14 protein-coding genes are annotated in these 17,313 nt (G+C 51.3%); 2 read left to right on the top strand and 12 right to left on the bottom strand.

Annotation, left to right across the window (positions count from 1 at the left end):
* Positions 1–21 precede the first annotated feature (21 nt).
* Complete coding sequence (locus HP15_RS09495) at positions 22–1,212, top strand: hypothetical protein (RefSeq protein WP_014577263.1); 1,191 nt, start codon at positions 22–24, stop codon at positions 1,210–1,212.
* A gap of 3 nt (positions 1,213–1,215) precedes the next feature.
* Here HP15_RS09495 and HP15_RS09490 read toward each other — a convergent pair whose 3' ends face one another.
* The 11 genes from HP15_RS09490 to HP15_RS09440 are packed head-to-tail and all read right to left on the bottom strand — an operon-like array spanning position 1,216 to position 13,307.
* Positions 1,216–2,145, bottom strand: coding sequence for a glycosyltransferase (locus HP15_RS09490; RefSeq protein ID WP_014577262.1), 930 nt, complete (start codon positions 2,143–2,145; stop codon positions 1,216–1,218).
* A gap of 6 nt (positions 2,146–2,151) precedes the next feature.
* Positions 2,152–3,516, bottom strand: coding sequence for a phenylacetate--CoA ligase family protein (locus tag HP15_RS09485; RefSeq protein ID WP_014577261.1), 1,365 nt, complete (start codon positions 3,514–3,516; stop codon positions 2,152–2,154).
* Position 3,517: 1 nt separating this feature from the next.
* Positions 3,518–4,138, bottom strand: a complete 621-nt coding sequence (locus HP15_RS09480) for an acyltransferase (RefSeq protein WP_014577260.1) — start codon at positions 4,136–4,138, stop codon at positions 3,518–3,520.
* A gap of 1 nt (position 4,139) precedes the next feature.
* Positions 4,140–6,689 (bottom strand): RIFT barrel domain-containing protein, encoded by a 2,550-nt coding sequence (locus tag HP15_RS09475; protein WP_014577259.1) that lies wholly within the window; start codon positions 6,687–6,689, stop codon positions 4,140–4,142.
* 2 nt (positions 6,690–6,691) lie between these two features.
* Positions 6,692–8,032, bottom strand: a complete 1,341-nt coding sequence (locus tag HP15_RS09470) for a polysaccharide pyruvyl transferase family protein (protein ID WP_014577258.1) — start codon at positions 8,030–8,032, stop codon at positions 6,692–6,694.
* Positions 8,032–8,691 carry a PIG-L deacetylase family protein gene (locus HP15_RS09465; protein ID WP_041645249.1) on the bottom strand — a complete coding sequence of 220 codons (660 nt, stop codon included), beginning with the start codon at positions 8,689–8,691 and terminating at the stop codon, positions 8,032–8,034. The genes HP15_RS09470 and HP15_RS09465 overlap by 1 nt, the downstream gene beginning before the upstream one ends.
* Positions 8,692–8,696: 5 nt before the next feature.
* Entirely contained in the window at positions 8,697–9,482 is a 786-nt protein-coding gene (locus HP15_RS09460; protein ID WP_041645248.1) for a sugar phosphate nucleotidyltransferase, read from the bottom strand.
* A gap of 24 nt (positions 9,483–9,506) precedes the next feature.
* A complete protein-coding gene (locus HP15_RS09455; protein WP_014577255.1) occupies positions 9,507–10,793 on the bottom strand; it encodes an NAD(P)H-dependent oxidoreductase in 1,287 nt (428 codons plus the stop codon).
* A 32-nt stretch (positions 10,794–10,825) separates the two neighbouring features.
* Entirely contained in the window at positions 10,826–11,350 is a 525-nt protein-coding gene (gene rfbC, locus HP15_RS09450) for a dTDP-4-dehydrorhamnose 3,5-epimerase (RefSeq protein WP_014577254.1), read from the bottom strand.
* Positions 11,351–11,361: 11 nt separating this feature from the next.
* Complete coding sequence (locus HP15_RS09445) at positions 11,362–12,387, bottom strand: NAD-dependent epimerase/dehydratase family protein (protein WP_014577253.1); 1,026 nt, start codon at positions 12,385–12,387, stop codon at positions 11,362–11,364.
* 17 nt (positions 12,388–12,404) lie between these two features.
* Positions 12,405–13,307: a glycosyltransferase family 2 protein gene (locus HP15_RS09440; RefSeq protein ID WP_014577252.1), complete on the bottom strand. Its 903-nt coding sequence runs from the start codon at positions 13,305–13,307 to the stop codon at positions 12,405–12,407.
* 148 nt (positions 13,308–13,455) lie between these two features.
* Here HP15_RS09440 and HP15_RS09435 point away from each other — a divergent pair, with 148 nt between their 5' ends.
* Positions 13,456–15,816 (top strand): FG-GAP repeat domain-containing protein, encoded by a 2,361-nt coding sequence (locus HP15_RS09435; protein ID WP_014577251.1) that lies wholly within the window; start codon positions 13,456–13,458, stop codon positions 15,814–15,816.
* Here HP15_RS09435 and HP15_RS09430 read toward each other — a convergent pair.
* Positions 15,813–17,258, bottom strand: coding sequence for a lipopolysaccharide biosynthesis protein (locus tag HP15_RS09430; RefSeq protein ID WP_014577250.1), 1,446 nt, complete (start codon positions 17,256–17,258; stop codon positions 15,813–15,815). The two genes, HP15_RS09435 and HP15_RS09430, sit on opposite strands and share 4 nt — an antisense overlap.
* Positions 17,259–17,313: the final 55 nt, after the last annotated feature.

The following is a 17,313-nucleotide window of genomic DNA, read 5'->3' as shown; positions in this document are numbered from 1 at the left end:
TGGATAGCGAAAGGATTACCTATGCTCCCGTTACCTAATTTTTCAAGAAAGCTCTGTTTGATTGCTTTGGTTGCCTCAAGCGGATTAGCCAATGGTGAAATTCTGTTTCAAGACAGCTTCGACGGTCAGCCAGATTGGCACAGCGGTCTCGAGGTAAACGCGACTTCAGCAAATCCTGCTGGAAAACCGGATCGTGAACAGCGCGCCTCCACGCACAAAATTCCGGAAGGATGGTTCTCTGTACGGCAGGATCCGGTCTGGGCTCCTTCTACTGGCCATCCTGATCGTCATGAAGCAATTGAGATATTGGCGAAGAACTCGGATAAAGCGCGCGGTGGAAACGGCAAGTCCTTCGTCAGTTGGAGAGATTCTTACGATGCCGGTTGGAACTACTGGGGGTCGGAGTCGATGCTCGTGCAGTATTTTCCTGAGGGCTACGACTCACTCTACGTTGAGTTTTGGATCCGCTTTGGCGACAACTGGACACGCGAATACGTTAGCGGAACGCCAGCAGCAGCTTCAAAACTCTTTCGTGTTTCTAGCTGGAGCGGTGACGGAAGCGAGTATCAAGCATTCGGCGGAGGGGAGCTTGGCCCCATATTTTTGTGGGATCACACAATCAATAGCTATGGGGTGCGAAATGCTTTGGCCTTCAGGGGTGGCCCGCATGGAGATAACTATGGGTTCTCATCAGGCGACATTTCAGGATTGCCGCGGCAGTTGGTGGGCATTGGTGATCTAAATATGAACTTTACTGCCGATCTGTCGGGTATGGGGCCGAATGGTTCCGACCCTGAATTGGAAGATCGAGTGAATGGTGGCCTTATTTCACGGGATCCCTACGTAAACATCGGCCACGATCAGGTCTATGGTCGAGGAGGCTCGTGGACTAAATTGGCTTTCTACGTGAAGATGAATTCGTCGCCGGGCGCCAAAGACGGAATAATGCGGCAATGGATCAATGGAGAACAGATTTTTAACGTTACAACCATCCCGTGGATTCGTGGTTCTACATCTGAAGACGTGAATGCCAAGTGGAATCTTGTGGCAATCGGTGGCAATGACTTTTTCCAAACCTATGACAATTCAGAGCGACGAGAAGAGTGGTACTCGATAGATGATGTCGTAATAAGAAATGATATTCCCAGTGATTTAATGGGAGAGCCGATCGCGTCTCCACCTGCACCCCCAACATCTATTGAGATCAATTGAGGGTCACAGTCGGCTGAGGAGAACAGCGGAAAGGCCGATGGATCGGCCAATTAAATAGAGTAAGTCTAAGTAGTATGAGTTTACGGCTTCTGAAAGTGAACACGGTAACCGAGATACTCTTTTAAATCGTTTTGCTGTAAGTATCGCTGGGAGTATTAGTGCTAGCATCAAGGCCAAGATGGACACTCTTGGTGCCAGAAACAAGGAGAAACCGCCTAAAGTTGACAATGCAGCGAACAATCCGGCAAGAAGGAATACCGGGTCACCCATATTGTTTCTGAGGTATGACTCATAAGACTTTGCATGCCATATCTGGCGCCTTATAAAGGCGCTTTGTGTCTTGGCGTTTCCCCAATGGACAACGTTTAGGGCCCTGCTCAAGCTAACCGAGTTTCCTGCGATCTTCAGCCTACGAGATAGTTCACTATCTTCCCCGGATGACATACTCTCATTGAAGCCGCCAATTTCTTCAAATAGGTCACGATTTAGGACGATTGAGCAACCTATGAGCTCTCTAGGTAGAGAATTCCCTTCGTGCCCCTCCAAAAGCCAGCACTTTTCAATCCAGCTCGCGTCGGGAGGAAGCAAGCAGCCACCTCCAAACGCCGTGTTTGCATTGAGGCTAAGAAGCTTCAGAGCACGATTCAGCCAGTCATTGTCCATTGTGCAGTCGGCATCTATGAAAACGAGGTTTTGGCCTTTTGCTTCTGATGCTCCTTTGTTCCTGACCGCTCCGACTTTACCATCGGGATACACAATGGTTCTATCAGCCGAAGCCTGGCTTATTTCTACAGATGCATCTTCGGACCCATTGTCGACAACAATAATCTCAAACTGGTTTCTCGGAAAATTCTGATTGTTTAGTGATGAAAGGCACTTGCCGATATGCTCTGCCTCGTTGAAGCAGGGAATAACAATGGTAAATATGATCATGTTCGACTATGCCTTCACTGCCCGAACAACACTTTTAAATTTGCCGTTTGCAGCCCTTGGGATTTGACTGGTGTATTCAATGAAGAGCTTCATCTCCGGACCTATTCGAGCGTGGAAGTTTTCCTGGAGAGCGTGCTCGTTTAATGATGATTCCGCGGATTCTTTTACAATAAGTATTCGGCAATCTTCATCGGTCTCCTGAATAACCTGAGCCTCCTTAATGCCAGTTAGCCCCTTAAAAATATGGTCAATTCGACCAATTCTCCGACCATCCGGCGTCTCAATATAGTCATCTAGCCGACCGTTTATCCCTGCGAACGTGGTCTGAACGCTTCCTTCACTCTCACTGATCAGTGTCGCAGAATCACCTACTCGATAGCGTAGGAGTGGCATGCAATAGTTAGTAAGGGAGGTTGCAATAATATCGCCCTGTAGTTTGTTTCTTTCATCCGTGTGCACTTCGGTGATTCCCAAAGTTGGACTTACTTGATAAAGACCTTCTGCGTCCTGTCCCGCAAAAACAACGTACTCTGCGGTTCCATAATAATCTCGTACCGGGCACTGGAAAACATTCTCTATTCTCTCTCGCTGCCAGGAAAGAAGGGTTTCGGAGTTCGTAATAATGGCTTTGGGGCTGAACTGTGGCCTAGTTTCAGTCAACTCGAAGTATCCGGCAATGTCCGAAATGGCGGAGGGGTATCCGATTAACTCGAGCGGAGCAAATGAATCGAGATCCTTTCGATAGAACGGGAAGGTGTCCCTGTTCAGGTGGTAACTGGAGTAAAGCCGTTGGTTTTCGGCGCGATTGAAGCGCCAGAACGGTGGGGAAAGGTCATTGGATTTCTGGACCATTCTGCCGGCAAAGGTGGCTCTGCGGGCACCAAACGGAACCCCGTGGAACTCTTCATGATCCACCACTAATGCCATGGCCATTTTATATGTCGTTTCGTCAACTGCCAGGGTCAGAGGGGTGCCTGTACTTCCACTGGTGTTCTGTAGGATATAGGGCTTTGAGCCCACAGCTCTGAAATTCCCTTGGTCCTTGCGTAGGGTATCTTTGTCCAGAACCGGGATTTTGTGGAGATCGTCAATGTGGGTGATGTCCTGCTCACGCAGTCCGTGTTCGGCAAACAGCTTTTGGTAGTAGGGCACGTTCTGTTTACAGAAACGAACCATCTCATAGAGTCTTTCATTTTGGTAGGCGAGCCGTTGGCTCTCAGTCCAGTGACGCGCCTCCGAGAGAAGGGCGCGAATCTGATGATAGCGGCCAGTGTACCGTTTAAGGTAGAGGCGATAGCCGAGTGCGCTGACAAGCATGTTTTGCAACCACACAGGGCTTGAATAATAGAGGCTTTCGATTCGACCACCCATGTCAGTTTGCATTCTCCCCTTGTGAACCGGATGGCTGTTCACTGAAGCGTGAACGTACCTTTTTTGCCGGATTGCCTGCGACAATACATCCAGGCGGTATTGCCCTGGTCACAACAGCGCCGGCCGCCACAACACTGTGGTCGCCGATATCACTCATCACAACGGACGTGTTTCCCAGCCAACAATCCCGGCCAATCCTGATTTTTGTAAAGGTGCCACCCTGTTCCTGAATGGGGCGTTGGGGATCGTTAAATTCGTGTTGCTTGCTGCCGCTGAGCACATGTACGCCGCTGCCCAACAAGGTGTTCTCTCCAATGAAACACTTCCCAATGTTGCATTGAGGGCCCACGTAAACCCCACGTTCGATAGTCGTGTCCCAGTGGGACAAAACGGTTAGAAAACCAATAGAAATCTCGCTGGATGTGTCGGGGCAGGCGAGGCTGTAAAAACTGGCTCTCAAATAGATTCCCGGTTTTCCTGGAACCAGGCTCAATAACTGGGAAACGGACTGAAACACTGAATCCTGGTTGCCTATGATCGAAAACCCGCGATAGACCAGCCATAAAGGTGAAGCCAACAGTGTGAATATGATTCGTGCCAGGGTCTTGATCTGGGATTTCATGTCAACGCTCCAAACGTATCTTTAACCAGGAACTCTCTCTGGAGGGACGAAACTGCAGCAAACCGCGGCCAATTCGACGGCCTATCTGGATGAGGACTCTCAGGGTAGATTTGGCTTTCGTCAAGGCCATCCGGTTGGTGTTTGTCGGTGACAGAAGTTGACCCTTCTCTGGTATTGTTGTTTGGAAACGGTGCGGGCCGTAATTTTGAAGCAGTATAATAAGGATTCTGGTAAAGAATCGCTCTTCACTAGCCTGGAGCTTTTGAGTCACATAGAGAGACCATTCAGATGCCTTTTCTTCGTATATTTTCCGGTGCGCGGTATCAAATAGTGCCGCCTGCTTCATTAACACTGCTTTCCTGAAATCTTGTGCGACCCAGGTGTCGTTGGGAAATTCAAGGTTTTCAGAATCATCCATAAACGGACGTTCGTTTTTAGCCATCCAACGCCAGTAGTGCCGTAGGCTCGCCAGGGTGTAGTGATAAGGTTCGTCTATCGTGTTGTTGTCCAGTTTCATCCAGAGGTAGCGCGTCATTGCCGAAAGCAACACAAGGTAGTGCCAGCCCGTTTCTGCGTCCAGTAGCCCACGCTGTTCAATGTTATCCATTGGGCCGATAGTGCTGCGAATCACGCTTTCGGCAAGATCAAGCCAACCTTCATCTGGTTCCAGCATACTGGCATCCAGCAACGTGTTAATGTAGTTTCCCGTGCCGCGTGTGAACGGATACCGATAAACCCCGTTCGTATTGCCTCCCCAAACCTTTTTTAACCGTGGGAGGTCCGTTTTCTTTACAGCAAGCACCTGCGCCAGAAGACCTTTTGATCCCTCATGAGCATTTCTCATCCAGGTCGCGAGTTCAATAACGGCCGAACGCGATGATTCAGACCCGGTCATCCAGAAATGGTAGAGCAATCCCGTGCTGTAACAATGTTCCGCCGCGGGGCCGCCGCCGGTTTGGCCTGGTATTGAGCTGGTTGAATTAAATCGTGAATAAGTGCGGTGCGTGGCGGTGTGGGCATCAAGGTAGTGATCTGTGTGCCAGAACATACCACGGTTGTATTCAGTGCGGTCATCGTCTGTATGATAAATGTCGATATCTGCCACGTGTTTTGCGAGATCATCCATTAACTCGAACCAACGTCGATCCCCCGTCAAGGCAAACTGGCGTGCGAAGCCGTAGATGGCGTCATACTGATTGTTGTAATGGGTAATAAACCTGGGATGATCGGATGGCAGGTACATGCATTCATGATCAGCATAGAGGTCGCCAAAGTTTCGCCATCCGTATTCGTCAATGATCTCCCGTTTTTTCAGGAAGCCTTCTTCCGGTGAGAGCGCCAGCCCTATAAGCGAATCAATCTCGTCGGTCTCCTCCGGAGGAGAAAAGCACGAGAATGCTTTGGTGTTGGCATAGTGTTCGGCCGGAATCACGGGCGTTAAGGGTGACTGGAGGTTCAACAAGGTTTCTCCAGCGGGTGTCAGCTGGATCCAGGCGGTTTGGCGCTTTTGTTCGCCTCCCTGGAGCTCGTAATCCAACTCGGTCTCAGGAAAGAAGCCGATAGTCACACAACCTCGTTCGGCCTTGATTGAAGACGGGAAGTTTTGCCAAAACTCGGACAGCTGCGCACAGGTGCCGGAGTTTTCTCCCGTTACCCCGGCGACCGGAGATGCACGATATCCATCGTCTACTACTTCAGATTTTCGGAAAAGCCTGAAGCCCCGGTACCTGGTTGTCACCACGCCATCCCGATTGAGATGGTTGTTGCTGTTCCAATTCTCTCCGCCGCTGGACTCCTGGTGGAGAATAAGCGCTTCATTCTCGCTGAAAATCGGCTCGACACCAGGCTGGGGCCTGATCCACTGGGAACGGCTGTCCATTTGTCGAACACTAAGCGAGAATGATTTGAAATAAACTGAACCAGGGTCGCCAAGATCCCACAAGCCGCCCTTGTGAACAGCCCTACGGGGATTATGAAGACCTGCGTCAACACGAATCAGTTCGCCTACTTTAAAGAGTTGGATATCAATAAAGAACCGGACGAGATCGGTTCCTGCTGACGTCAGGAAAACGCCTTCTGAACGGCTACGTAAGAAGTAGGTGCCGTCTTCGACAACAGCCCACTTCTTCTCGAATCGTACAGAACACGAGGTGTTCAACGGATCCTTCAGTTCGAACTCCATCTCGCGATAGTCGCCGTTTGGCAGCATAATCCTGATGCCAAGGCCGCTATCAGCTGGCTGAACAGGTGGAACGACCTGGGAATTTGGATTATTGAGAGAGGGTTCTTCCTTGAAAAGCTCGACGACGCGAGTTTGGTTCGGGGCAAGGTCGGCCGGAAAGGCAACCTGAAGCCAACGCACGCTGTTATCTGGCCAATAGCTGAGCGGGCGGGTCTGAAAAGGTATAACCAATTCCCCGTCAGAATATTTCAGGAAATGAGGTTGCTTATCCTGCAGATACCCTTTGGCAAGCGGAATTCCAAGTTGGATCGGTTCAGAGGTCCTCGAAAAACCGTGGTTTTCTCGGAGTACAACGCTGGGCCTCGGCATGCTTACTGCTGGTCTCCTTTGACCGCCAGGGCAGCGATATTTCTATACTGTTCGTCAAGCGCCTGGATGTATCGTGAGTGCTCCTCAGAAAGCGTGAGAGAGCCGGAAGAAATTCGTGTGGTCAAGGCCTTATACTTCTGGCGCAGGGTCTCATCATCGAAATCATCAATGTTGACGAAGTAATCGCCCAGCCCCACATCCACAAGAAGCTCTGCGGCTTTTCGGTAATAGCAAATACCCAGCACGGGAATGCCAAGTTGTAGTGGTAATACGGTGGCGTGGAACCGGGTGGCAACTACGCAGTCTGATTGACTGAGCGTCTCCATCAATTCGGCGACCGTTCTGCTGCGGGCAATCGAGGGCGGAGCGGCAACCCCCATGGCTTCGATCACATCGTCGATAACGTCCTCATCTTTTAATTGTGTGCTGAACAACGTGAGATGAGCTCCCTCCTGGACAATGTGTTCACAGAGTTTTGCCAGTTTCTGGACATAGTCTCTATATAGGGTGTCGTCCGGATGGTGCCAGTAACGCCTGTCAAAGACCGGCATCGGGTTGACAGCAACCCGCAGCCTGTCGCTTCGCTCTGCTCGACTTGGCCTGGCCCCACTTTCATAAAGACTGTGGGCCAGGTCAGGAAAGACTGGCCCCTCTATACCTACCTTTTCACGAATCAGTGTTTGTGAACCTTCGTCCCGTAATGAGAGGTAATCGGCTCGTTTCAGCGCCCGGCGGAGCATCCAGTAACTGAGCGGGTGAGTGAGTGGGCCGGCACCAATGCTCAAAAAGGCCACCTTTGTGCCTGAACGCTTTGCGAGCCACGTCCACTTCAACAAAGTATATGGGAACCCCCATGGTCCGCCAAAATTGTCCAGGAACTGATTTGAGCCGGTGATCAGAAGCAGGTCGACGGTTTCCAGTCTTATGCTGGCGGCTCGAAGAAACACAACTTCCTGCTTTAACGTATGGCGGAACTCGACTACGTTCTGGCCTGTGCGGAGTAGGCTGCCCAAAAGTGGGAAAGACTTGAGTCTGGTCTTCCAAGATTTTGCTAATGGCGTGGCTACTTCATTTACAGCCGCTGGTGCAGGGGTGTCTTCCTGTGCAGGCGTCTGGGTCCGGGGCGGATTAAAAAAATCGGCACGATACCGGATCGGGAATGAATCGACACCGTGTCTGCTGGCGCTGTCCGAAGGATTAATGGAAAAACAGGAGAGTTCCGCATTGGGTAGGTGGTGACGAAGATTCTTCAATACAGCTTCGATAATGGCCTCATCACCAAGGTTCTGGTTCCCATAGTGACCAAAGACAGCGATTCTGGGCGAAGGGGAGCGCGTTGACATCAGACGGATAGGACCATTTTGCGAGAGTAAAATGCTTCTGCGATGGTGTCAGCAGCGTTGGATTCCATACCCCGGATTCTCATCAGGCTCCAGAACAGGTCTTGGCTGAACCATGCTTTTGCCGCCTGTGAAGTGTAGGCTTCGTGTAAGAATCGGATTTTGGCCTCGCCAGTAGCCCTGGAAATGGGGAAAAAAGCGTTCGGCTGGCCCATGTCTCCGTCCCACTTCGGAATTTCATATTCCAGAATCAATTGGTTTCTGAACGTGTTCCAGGTCAGATCTGAAACAGCGCGATGATCCTGGTGAAGGTCATGACGATAGTGAGTGAAAATTATGTCAGGTTGGGGGATGTCATGTTTCAGGTGTTCGAAGGTCTCCTTTAAACGCTCGGGCTCCGTTGGAAGGAAACCGTCCCGAAAATCATGAATCCTCAGCTCCAAAGAGTCCGCGCCTTCGCTAAACAGCCGTGCGCCCGTTTCGGCCTCTTGCCGGCGTGCAGGGTTCGAAGCAAACACCACCCAGGTAAGGTGTACATCGATTCGCTCTGTGAGAATTTGAAGCAGGGTACCACCGCAGCCGATCTCAATATCATCGCAGTGGGCGCCCAAGCACAAGATGTGTAGGGGGCTCTGTGCTTCACCAAGCACACTGTTTAACATAGCAGCTACACCTTCTCTCGCCAGACCTGCCAGGGGCATTCCCCACTTGCATTGAGCTCGTCAAAGGCCTGCTTGTCCTTAAACGTGTCCATGCATTTCCAGAAACCATCGTATCGGTAAGCCACCAGCTCATTTTCCGCTATCAGTCGCTCGAACGGCTCGTGAACGAGTTCCTCACCGTCCTGTATGTACTCATAAATTCGTTTCTTGAAAATGAAAAAGCCGCCGTTCACCGTCAGGCCAGTATTGGTCGTGTCCTGGATGCTGTGTACGGTACCGTCGTCGTTAAGCCGCACGTAATGGAATGACTGTTGTGGCTGCACACAAAGGAAACAGGCAGTTTTCCCGCTTTTCTTGAAAAACTCCAGCATGTCATCTAGTGGAACATCCGAAAGGCCATCCGCATAGTTGGCCATGAACATGTCGTCGGGGCCGAGATCATCCAGATACTTCTCAACTGCCTTCAGGCGCATCCCGATGTTTGATTTAAGCCCGGTATCGGCGAAGGTAATCTTCCAATCGTGGATGTCGGTTTTGGTCAGGTGCGGTTTGCCGGCTTCAAGCACGAAATCGTTAGTAAGGCACTCGTCATATTTAAGGAAATACTGTTTGATTACATGGGCGTTGTGGCCAAGGCAGATAACGAAATCCTTGTGGCCGTAATGGGAGTAGAACTTCATCAAATTCCAGACAATCGGCCGGTGGCCAATGGGCACCATCGGCTTGGGAATGTTTTCTGAGAATTCACGCAGGCGCATTCCTAGTCCGCCACAAAAGAGTACAACCTTCATAACACTGACTCCCTTCAACTGCCTCTATGAGCAAAGTGTAGCAATCATTTCTTCTCTGAGTTGGTCAATCAGGCGCCCGTCGGGCAACTCAACATCATCATAGGTAAGTGCCTGGTCCATAGGCACGTGGCGCTTTACTTTGCAGTTCTGGGCAACGCCCATTGGCAACAGGTTGTCCCGCAGGCTGGTCTCGAAATTGTCGATCAGGGCGTAATTGGTAAAGCCTCCTATGCCATCAAGGATGTCGCCCTCGTTGAGATCCTTTTTCGCGATTGCGACTGCTTCGCAATAGGGCTTTCCAAGAGGGGTAACGGCAGCGTCATTACAAAGGACGCCACGACAAACCGTGATGGGTATTTCCAGCTGCGGAAGGTGGAAGGGGGTGTAGAACACGTAAAAAGGACCGTCGCCCATCTTCAGGTACTTCAGGTATTCCTGCTTCATCGGGTTGTCGGTGTAACCAACAATAAATGCGCCGGTGTATGGAGAGGCGCCAAGAAGGAAGTCCACGATACCTTGGCCGGGAGAGAAGGCATCGTCGGGGAAATGGCTAAGGCAGGTTCGTACATCGTCACACGCGGGCCCGTACATGCCACGCTTGCCCACACCAAAGCCAAGTGCGTTCGCGGTGACCGTAAGCTCCATGGACAATTTGGTGCCGTCCACGAAAGAGGTCATCATGTGTGGTTTCTGGTTGTTGGCCTCTGCAAACGCCTTTTGGGTTTCAGGCGTTCTGTGAACATCGTAGAAGCCTTTGAGATTGCCGGCGCCCACAACCTCCAGCCCCATGGTGCGAACGTGACGAGCCAGGTTGGAAGCTACACCAGGTTCGTCGCCGTCTGAGTTTGAATAGACTACGCCATTCTGCTTGGCATAGTGCTTCATCAGAGGACCAACGGTTGCGTCCATTTCGCAGTTCAGTACGAACGTGTGCTTGCCTGCCTTGATGGATTCCAGAGCGACCCAGGCGCCATACTCCACTTCGCCAGTCGTCTCAAGAACGGCGTCGATGGTAGCAGCGTCAAACGCGACTCTGGCGTCGTCCGCAATACAGGGAGTGCGGGACTCAATTGCTTGTTCCAGTTCGGCGCTGGTCGAAACAAACTGAGTGTTGTCTACGCCAGCATTGCGAAAAACTGCTTCGGCGTTCTCTGGGGTTCGGTTGACAATTACCGCCAACTGAATCGCCGGGAATGAACTCTCAATCTGTGCGGCGATATGCTTCGCGCTGTAACCCGCGCCGACCATGGCCAGTCTGATCGGACGGTTTTCCTCTACCCGCTTTGCAATCTCTGTGTCGACTATGATCATTTTGCTTCCCTGTCTTTCTATTTATTTTATTGTCAGAAATTATTCCAGTTCTTGTCGTTGTCCGAGATCGCTGCGATGGGCAGCGGCCACTCGATGCCAAATGTAGGGTCATCGTGGCGAACGCCTGTTGCAGATTCCGGATGGTAGAATTCACTCGTGTGGTAATAGATCTCGGTGTCGTCTACGAGTGTCTGGTAACCCGTTGCGCAGCCCTCGGGAACGTAGAGCATCCGGCTGTTTTCCGCTGTCAGTTCAACTGCGAACCACTTTTTGAATGTAGGTGAGTCAGGGCGCAGATCCACAATGACATCGTAAATGGCGCCGCGCGGACAACGAATAATTTTCACTTCCTGATGTGGGGCTGTTTGGTAGTGAAGTCCCCTGAGAGTGCCTTTCAGAGGGCTTACGCCGATGTTGGACTGCTTAATTGCCGATACAAGGCCCATTTCTTCCATTTCTCGCTCGCACCACAGACGGCCGAAGAAACCTCTATCGTCGCCAATGCGCTTGACGTCTATCAGGTAGGAGCCCGAAATTTCCGTTTCAGTAAATATCATCTGTTCGACCCCTAGATCTGCCAGACCAGGTTGCGATCGAGTTTGCCTTCCTCAATCAAATTCATGATGTGGGCAATACGTTTGTAGCGGATCCCTTCGTAGTCGTCTTTACTGAGTCCGAATCGAAGATAGGATTCGTAGCACTGTTCAACACCCTTGCGCGCCGTCCACCTGGTTTTGAATTCCGGAAACACCTGATGAATCTTGTCAAAATTGACGCGGTAAGAGCGCGGGTCTGGACCGGCATCCTCTGCGTATTCGACCTCGCAGTTCGGTACGGTTTCCTTGACGAACTGCGCCAGATCCCGCATCTGGTAGTTTTCTTCGTTACTACCGACGTTTACTGCCAGGTTATGTATCACATCGCGTTCAGCCTTGAGGGCGCAAATCACTGCCTGGGTGATATCTTCAATATGAACAAGAGGGCGCCACGGTGTGCCATCGCTCTTCAGCAGAATCTTGCCGGTTGTGTGGGCCCAGGCCACCAGGTTGTTGATCACAAGGTCGAACCGGATCCGCGGCGAAACTCCGTAGGCGGTTGCATTGCGAAGAAACACCGGGCTGAAAGTATCACTGGCAAGTTTGGAAACGTCTTCTTCTACCAGCACCTTGGACTTGGCGTAGGGGGTAACTGGGTTGAATTGGGCAGTTTCATCAAGGACGTCTTGTCCCGCTTTTCCGTACATGCTGCATGAGGACGCGAACAGGAAACGTTGCACACCAACAGAACGCGCCAGCTCTGCGATTTTTACAGAAGCGTGATAGTTGATGTCATAGGTCAGATCGGGATTGATATTTCCGAGAGGATCGTTTGAAAGTGCTGCCAGGTGGACAATGGCGTCAAAGCCTTCAAGGTCTTTGGCTGTAACGTCGCGCACATCTTTGTAGATGGAGGGCACGTCCATGGGCTCGTCGCCATACGTGCAGTAGCGATAGAGATCGGTATCCAGGCCGGTGACATCGAATCCTTCCTCAAGCAGCATCGGCACCATAACCGTGCCAATAAAACCTCTGTGGCCTGTAACTAATACCTTCATAATCTCTCCTTGCAGATTCAGGGGCGCTTGATGAGCCCGTATTTGATGACGTCCATCAGTTCATTCTTCATCGGATCTTTATACCAATAGGCCCGTTTGAGAAGAAACATAGACAGCACCCGTTTGTCCTCAAGCGGTATTGGTGCTCTCCAGACGGCTTTGTAGTACTCCTTAATGCTTCGCCAGGTCTGCATCACGAGCTTTCGCTTTGCCGGATCCCAGAAATTCTTCTGGCGTTCGCTATCATCACGTTTCCAACTGCTGGCCTGCGGATGCATGCGGCGATTGAAGAGGTGAACAGGCACTTCTCTGAACTTCCCATAAAGAGACAGCTCGACAACCAGATTGATATCTGCTGCCACGTAGTTGCCGAGTAGCGCCGTGCGCGCAAGGGCATCTCGCCGCATAAGTCCGTAAATTACGTTTTGCAGGCCCAGATTTTGAATGCAGTCTTTAAACCGCTGGGAGGCAGACTCCGAAGTGAGATTCAGCTTATCGTCGTAGGCTTCTGTAAAAGCGCCGTATTCATCAATTATGTGGGTCTTGCCGTAGGCAAGAACTACATCGTGATCTGCCTCTAAAACCTCAAAACACTTTTCAATCAACGTGGGTTCGATCGGGTCATCGGCGTTCTGCCATCGAAAAAATCTGGACCGGGCCGGTTCAAAACAGACTGTATAGTTTTTCGACGCACCCAGATTGATGGGATTACGAATATATTGAATTCGCGAATCTCGACCGCCGTAATCTCGGCAGATTTCTTCGGTACGGTCTGTGGAGGCGTTGTCGGCGATGAAGAGGTCAAAGTTGTCGAAAGTCTGGTTCAGTACGGAGCGCAGGGTGTCTTCCAGATACCGCTCGCCATTATAGACAGGCAGGCCGATAGCCACCGGACTGGTTTCGTCGTACTGCTGATTCATGGTGCTATCCCTCGCCGAACCAATGACTTCAACTTAATGTTAATATTAGTACATTATTGTAACGAAGTGTAGCCAGCGCCCCGAAGTTTTCCGGCTCTGCTAGGCTCCGCTTCCTGCCACCACACGGACGTTTCTGGGACTACGGATTATGCAGCCTTTACGTATTCTGACACTGGCAGTTTTCGTCGCACTAACCGGGTGCGACTCATCTCATCCCACAGATTCAGGACCCGCGAATTCATTTTTCGAACGCGAAACCATCGACCCGAGTGGTCCAAATGCTCCCTGGGGCAAAACGATCGGCGATATTGATGGCGATGGCCTTTTGGACATTGTTATCGGAGGGCATCGGCCGAGAAATTTGACGTTTTTTGAGAGGGTCGGGCGCAAACTCGGCATAAACGATTTTTCAGATCGTTTGGGCGAACTGGTGTGGTATGAAAACCCGACCTGGAAGCGCCACACAATTACCGAATCGTTGGCGACGAGGACAGATCTTGAAGTTTCGGATGTCGACGGCGACGGCGCCAACGACATTGTTTTGGTTTCCGACAGCGGCATCGTGTGGCTAAAAAATGATGACTGGAGTCGCTATTTGATTGGTGAAGGCAAGTTTCATGATGTTGAGGTGGCCGACCTGGATCGTGACGGTGCACTTGACGTGATCGTCCGGAACCAGTCTCTGTTCGGCTATAAGAATGGAAATTTTATTCGGGTTTTCAGGCAGGTAACTCCAGAGCAATGGGCCTATGAGGACATCTCTGTCCCGCATGGTGAGGGGCTCTCGATTACAGATCTCGACAAGGACGGGTTCAAAGATATTGTGGCCAGTGACGTGTGGCTCCGGAACCCGGGTGACTCCCTGAATTCTTGGGAAAAGATCCAGTACACCGGCTCTGGTGAAGGTGGTTGGCACTGGCATGATGTCTACATCGATACCGGTGATTTCAATGGTGACGGTTGGCCGGACATTTTGCTTTCCCCATCGGAACCAACTGGGGCCTTCTATGAAATTGCATGGCTGGAGAACCCTGGCGCAATAACTGACCAATACTGGATAAAACACATAGTTGCCGAGGACGTCGAAACGGTCCACCACTTTGTGGCTGCGGCGGATGTCGATCTTGACGGAGATATGGATGTGCTCACTGCTGAAATGAATCAGGGTGAGGGTGAGAACCCGGTTTCGGTTTACTTGAACGAGCCGAACGGCTGGGTACAGGAAACCCTTTCTCTAGGGGGAGCGCATAGCCTCAGAGCGGTTGATATAGACAATGATTTTGATGTCGATCTGATCGGGACGAACTGGCAGATCGAGAATTTCCGGGGGGATTACCCAGTTTGGATCTGGCGAAATCAACTGAATTCCCGCCAAGGTTGGGTGCGGCATGTCATTGACGATGACCGACCCGGGCAGGCCACCGCCGTTCTCGCCGAGGATTTGGATGGGGATGGTCGGAAAGATTTGGTAAGCGGTGGGTTCTGGTATCGAAACCCTGGTGCGTTGGGTGAGCAATGGCAGCGCTCGGAGTTGGGGGCCGGGGCGACTGACGCTGCTCTAATTCATGATTTCGATCGGGATGGAAGGCCTGATGTCCTTGCCACTGGGTGGCGAGCCTATGGTTATCAGGCACCCTTTTGGGAAAAGCTGGCGAACTGGGTTACTGATTCCCGGGATAAAGAAGGTAACCACGGAGAGCGACTCGTCTGGGCCAGGAACCTTGGCGCTGGCGAGTTCGAAATTTTTCAGAACATTCAGAGGGCAAGCGGAGACCTCCTGCAGGGTAGCGCAGTATTACCTGCAATGGGTGACAAGGAAGAACGTGTGCTTTTGTCCTGGCATGCTGCAGGAGAGGGCATCCAATCGATCGCTGTTCCGATACAGGCGCGACACGAGGAATGGGTATGGAGCGAGTTCAACCCCCTTTCATTGGATGAGGCCGTCTCTGTCGCAGACTTGGACGCGGATCATAATTCGGATGTTATTCTCGGAACTGCCATATTGTATGGAAGTGGGCTTGGTGACTGGGAAGCCGTCTGGATTGACGAAAAGGGCCTAAAACCTGACCGTCATGTGGTTTCGGATTTGAACAGTGACGGCCTCCCGGACATTGTCGTGGGGTTTGAAGCTGTAAGTGAGACCGGTGATTTGGTCTGGTACCAGCAATTGCCTCAGAAGGGCGACTGGGAAAAACACTTGATTGCACGATTAACAGGGCCAATGAGTCTTGGCGTAGCGGATATGGATGACGATGGCGATCCGGATGTGATCGTGGGGGAGCATGACCTCCGGAATCCGGAGCGAGCGAGGCTCCTGTGGCTTGAAAATCGGAACAATGGAGAATCGTGGTTGCCGAGATTGATACACCAGGGTGACGAACATCACGATGGCGCATTAGTAGTGGATTTGGATGACGACGGCGATAAAGACGTTGTTTCGATTGGTTGGGGGCATCACAAAGTGATTGTTTACGAAAGCGTCAATGCTACTGGAGTTGCCTCTGACTAGCGCCTGAACTCTTTAAGAATGTATCGAACCTGATGCCACTCTTCGGTTTTCTTCAGGAGTAGTATGGCTGCGCAAATTGCGGCGAGTGCCGATGTGATAATGAATAAACACCCACGAATAGCCAATTCCCAGAATCCTTGAATCTCTCCGAGATGCATAACCATCATCAGGCCCGTACCTGCGGTCGATCCCAATGCTCCGGGTATTATTAGGAATAGGAGCTTCGTTTGGCTGAATCCAGTCCAGTGGTTAAGAAGCACCAGTAGTGCGATAGTGGTTGCTATCGCCAGCCCTCCGCGAATCCAAGCCATGTTTGTCAAAGAGCCTGTCGCAAAGACAAGCAAGATAATGATAATGATGGCTGTCGAAATCAGATCGAATGTAAACAGTGCCCGCACCCGCCCAAGCGCAATTATGGCATCGCTGATCAGAGCGAAAAGACAAAATGTCAGGAAAAAGAGTGCGAACGGTCGCAACAGGTGGCTGTACGCCGCCCATTGTTCGCCGAGAAGAGTCAGCACAATTAGGTCGGGGTACAGCATCAGAAAGGTTGTGAGTGGCGTGAGGACGGTCACCATGATTGCCAGGCTGAATCTCACCCGGTAGGCCAGTGAGTCAGGATCGTCCTTTACCCGGGCAATCGACGCCAGAAGAGGCTCGCTCATTGGAATGATTGCAGACAAGGCTGGTAACAAGCTGATTTCACGGACCAGATTGTATCCTCCGAGCGCAGAGGTGCTGAAGTGCTTGGAAACAATCAGGTTGTCGACTTGCGAACGTGTAAACCCGACAATGCCCCGCAGCAAAAGCCACTGTGAAAAACTCCATTGTTCACGCGCATTCTCAAGGCTCCATTTGGGCCGGTATGGATGAACCCTATAAGAACCGATGGCAAACACGGCTGCAGAAAGCAGGCTTCCCAGAACGATTGCCCAATAACTCTGGTATAGCCAGGCGATGGTGATCACGGCAATAAACGATAGTCCCTTTTGCCAGAGGGTAAGTCGAAACAGAGGGCGGTAATCTATCTCTCTGACGGCTTGCATCATTCCAGGAGTGCGAAGAGCTCGGAGGGGAAGGGCAAGGGTCGCTATGGTCAGGGCAAGGGCCAATTCCGGTGTTTCGAAAAAAGCAGATAAGAGCGGCGCCGAACAAATGACGGCGAGAGCAACTAAAGACTTGATCAGAATGTCCATTGTCCAGGCAGTATTAAGATCGCTGTCGCGAAGTATTTCTTTCTGGACAATGTATTGTTGGTTCCCAATCTCCGCCAGCAGCTCAAAAAACTGGAGGACGATGGTGATCAACGCAATGATCCCGAAATCATCAGGCGTCAATATTCGAGCGAGGATCAGCGTACTGATGATGCCCAGTCCGCGCTGAACGACCTGCATACCGAGCAGCAACGCAGCACTTTTGATGACTTTCAGGCTGGCGGACATAAAGGTTATTCAATCTGGTAGAGGGTTTGGCGTTTACTATAGGCACAAAAAAAGC

It is taken from the genome of Marinobacter adhaerens HP15 (assembly GCF_000166295.1).
Classification (GTDB): Bacteria; Pseudomonadota; Gammaproteobacteria; order Pseudomonadales; family Oleiphilaceae; genus Marinobacter; species Marinobacter adhaerens.
Note: the sequence above shows the minus strand (reverse complement) of the source record. Positions and strands in the feature narration are given on the sequence as shown.

Excerpts from the sequence above, each read along its gene's own strand:
- rfbC (WP_014577254.1), bottom strand. The coding sequence starts at position 11,350 with ATGATATTTACTGAAACGGAAATTTCGGGCTCCTACCTGATAGACGTC.
- HP15_RS09475 (WP_014577259.1), bottom strand. The coding sequence starts at position 6,689 with ATGCCGAGGCCCAGCGTTGTACTCCGAGAAAACCACGGTTTTTCGAGG.
- HP15_RS09445 (WP_014577253.1), bottom strand. The coding sequence starts at position 12,387 with ATGAAGGTATTAGTTACAGGCCACAGAGGTTTTATTGGCACGGTTATG.
- HP15_RS09480 (WP_014577260.1), bottom strand. The coding sequence starts at position 4,138 with ATGAAATCCCAGATCAAGACCCTGGCACGAATCATATTCACACTGTTG.
- HP15_RS09470 (WP_014577258.1), bottom strand. The coding sequence starts at position 8,032 with ATGTCAACGCGCTCCCCTTCGCCCAGAATCGCTGTCTTTGGTCACTAT.
- HP15_RS09455 (WP_014577255.1), bottom strand. The coding sequence starts at position 10,793 with ATGATCATAGTCGACACAGAGATTGCAAAGCGGGTAGAGGAAAACCGT.
- HP15_RS09440 (WP_014577252.1), bottom strand. The coding sequence starts at position 13,307 with ATGAATCAGCAGTACGACGAAACCAGTCCGGTGGCTATCGGCCTGCCT.
- HP15_RS09465 (WP_041645249.1), bottom strand. The coding sequence starts at position 8,691 with ATGTTAAACAGTGTGCTTGGTGAAGCACAGAGCCCCCTACACATCTTG.
- HP15_RS09430 (WP_014577250.1), bottom strand. The coding sequence starts at position 17,258 with ATGTCCGCCAGCCTGAAAGTCATCAAAAGTGCTGCGTTGCTGCTCGGT.
- HP15_RS09490 (WP_014577262.1), bottom strand. The coding sequence starts at position 2,145 with ATGATCATATTTACCATTGTTATTCCCTGCTTCAACGAGGCAGAGCAT.
- HP15_RS09485 (WP_014577261.1), bottom strand. The coding sequence starts at position 3,516 with ATGGGTGGTCGAATCGAAAGCCTCTATTATTCAAGCCCTGTGTGGTTG.
- HP15_RS09435 (WP_014577251.1), top strand. The coding sequence starts at position 13,456 with ATGCAGCCTTTACGTATTCTGACACTGGCAGTTTTCGTCGCACTAACC.
- HP15_RS09460 (WP_041645248.1), bottom strand. The coding sequence starts at position 9,482 with ATGAAGGTTGTACTCTTTTGTGGCGGACTAGGAATGCGCCTGCGTGAA.
- HP15_RS09495 (WP_014577263.1), top strand. The coding sequence starts at position 22 with ATGCTCCCGTTACCTAATTTTTCAAGAAAGCTCTGTTTGATTGCTTTG.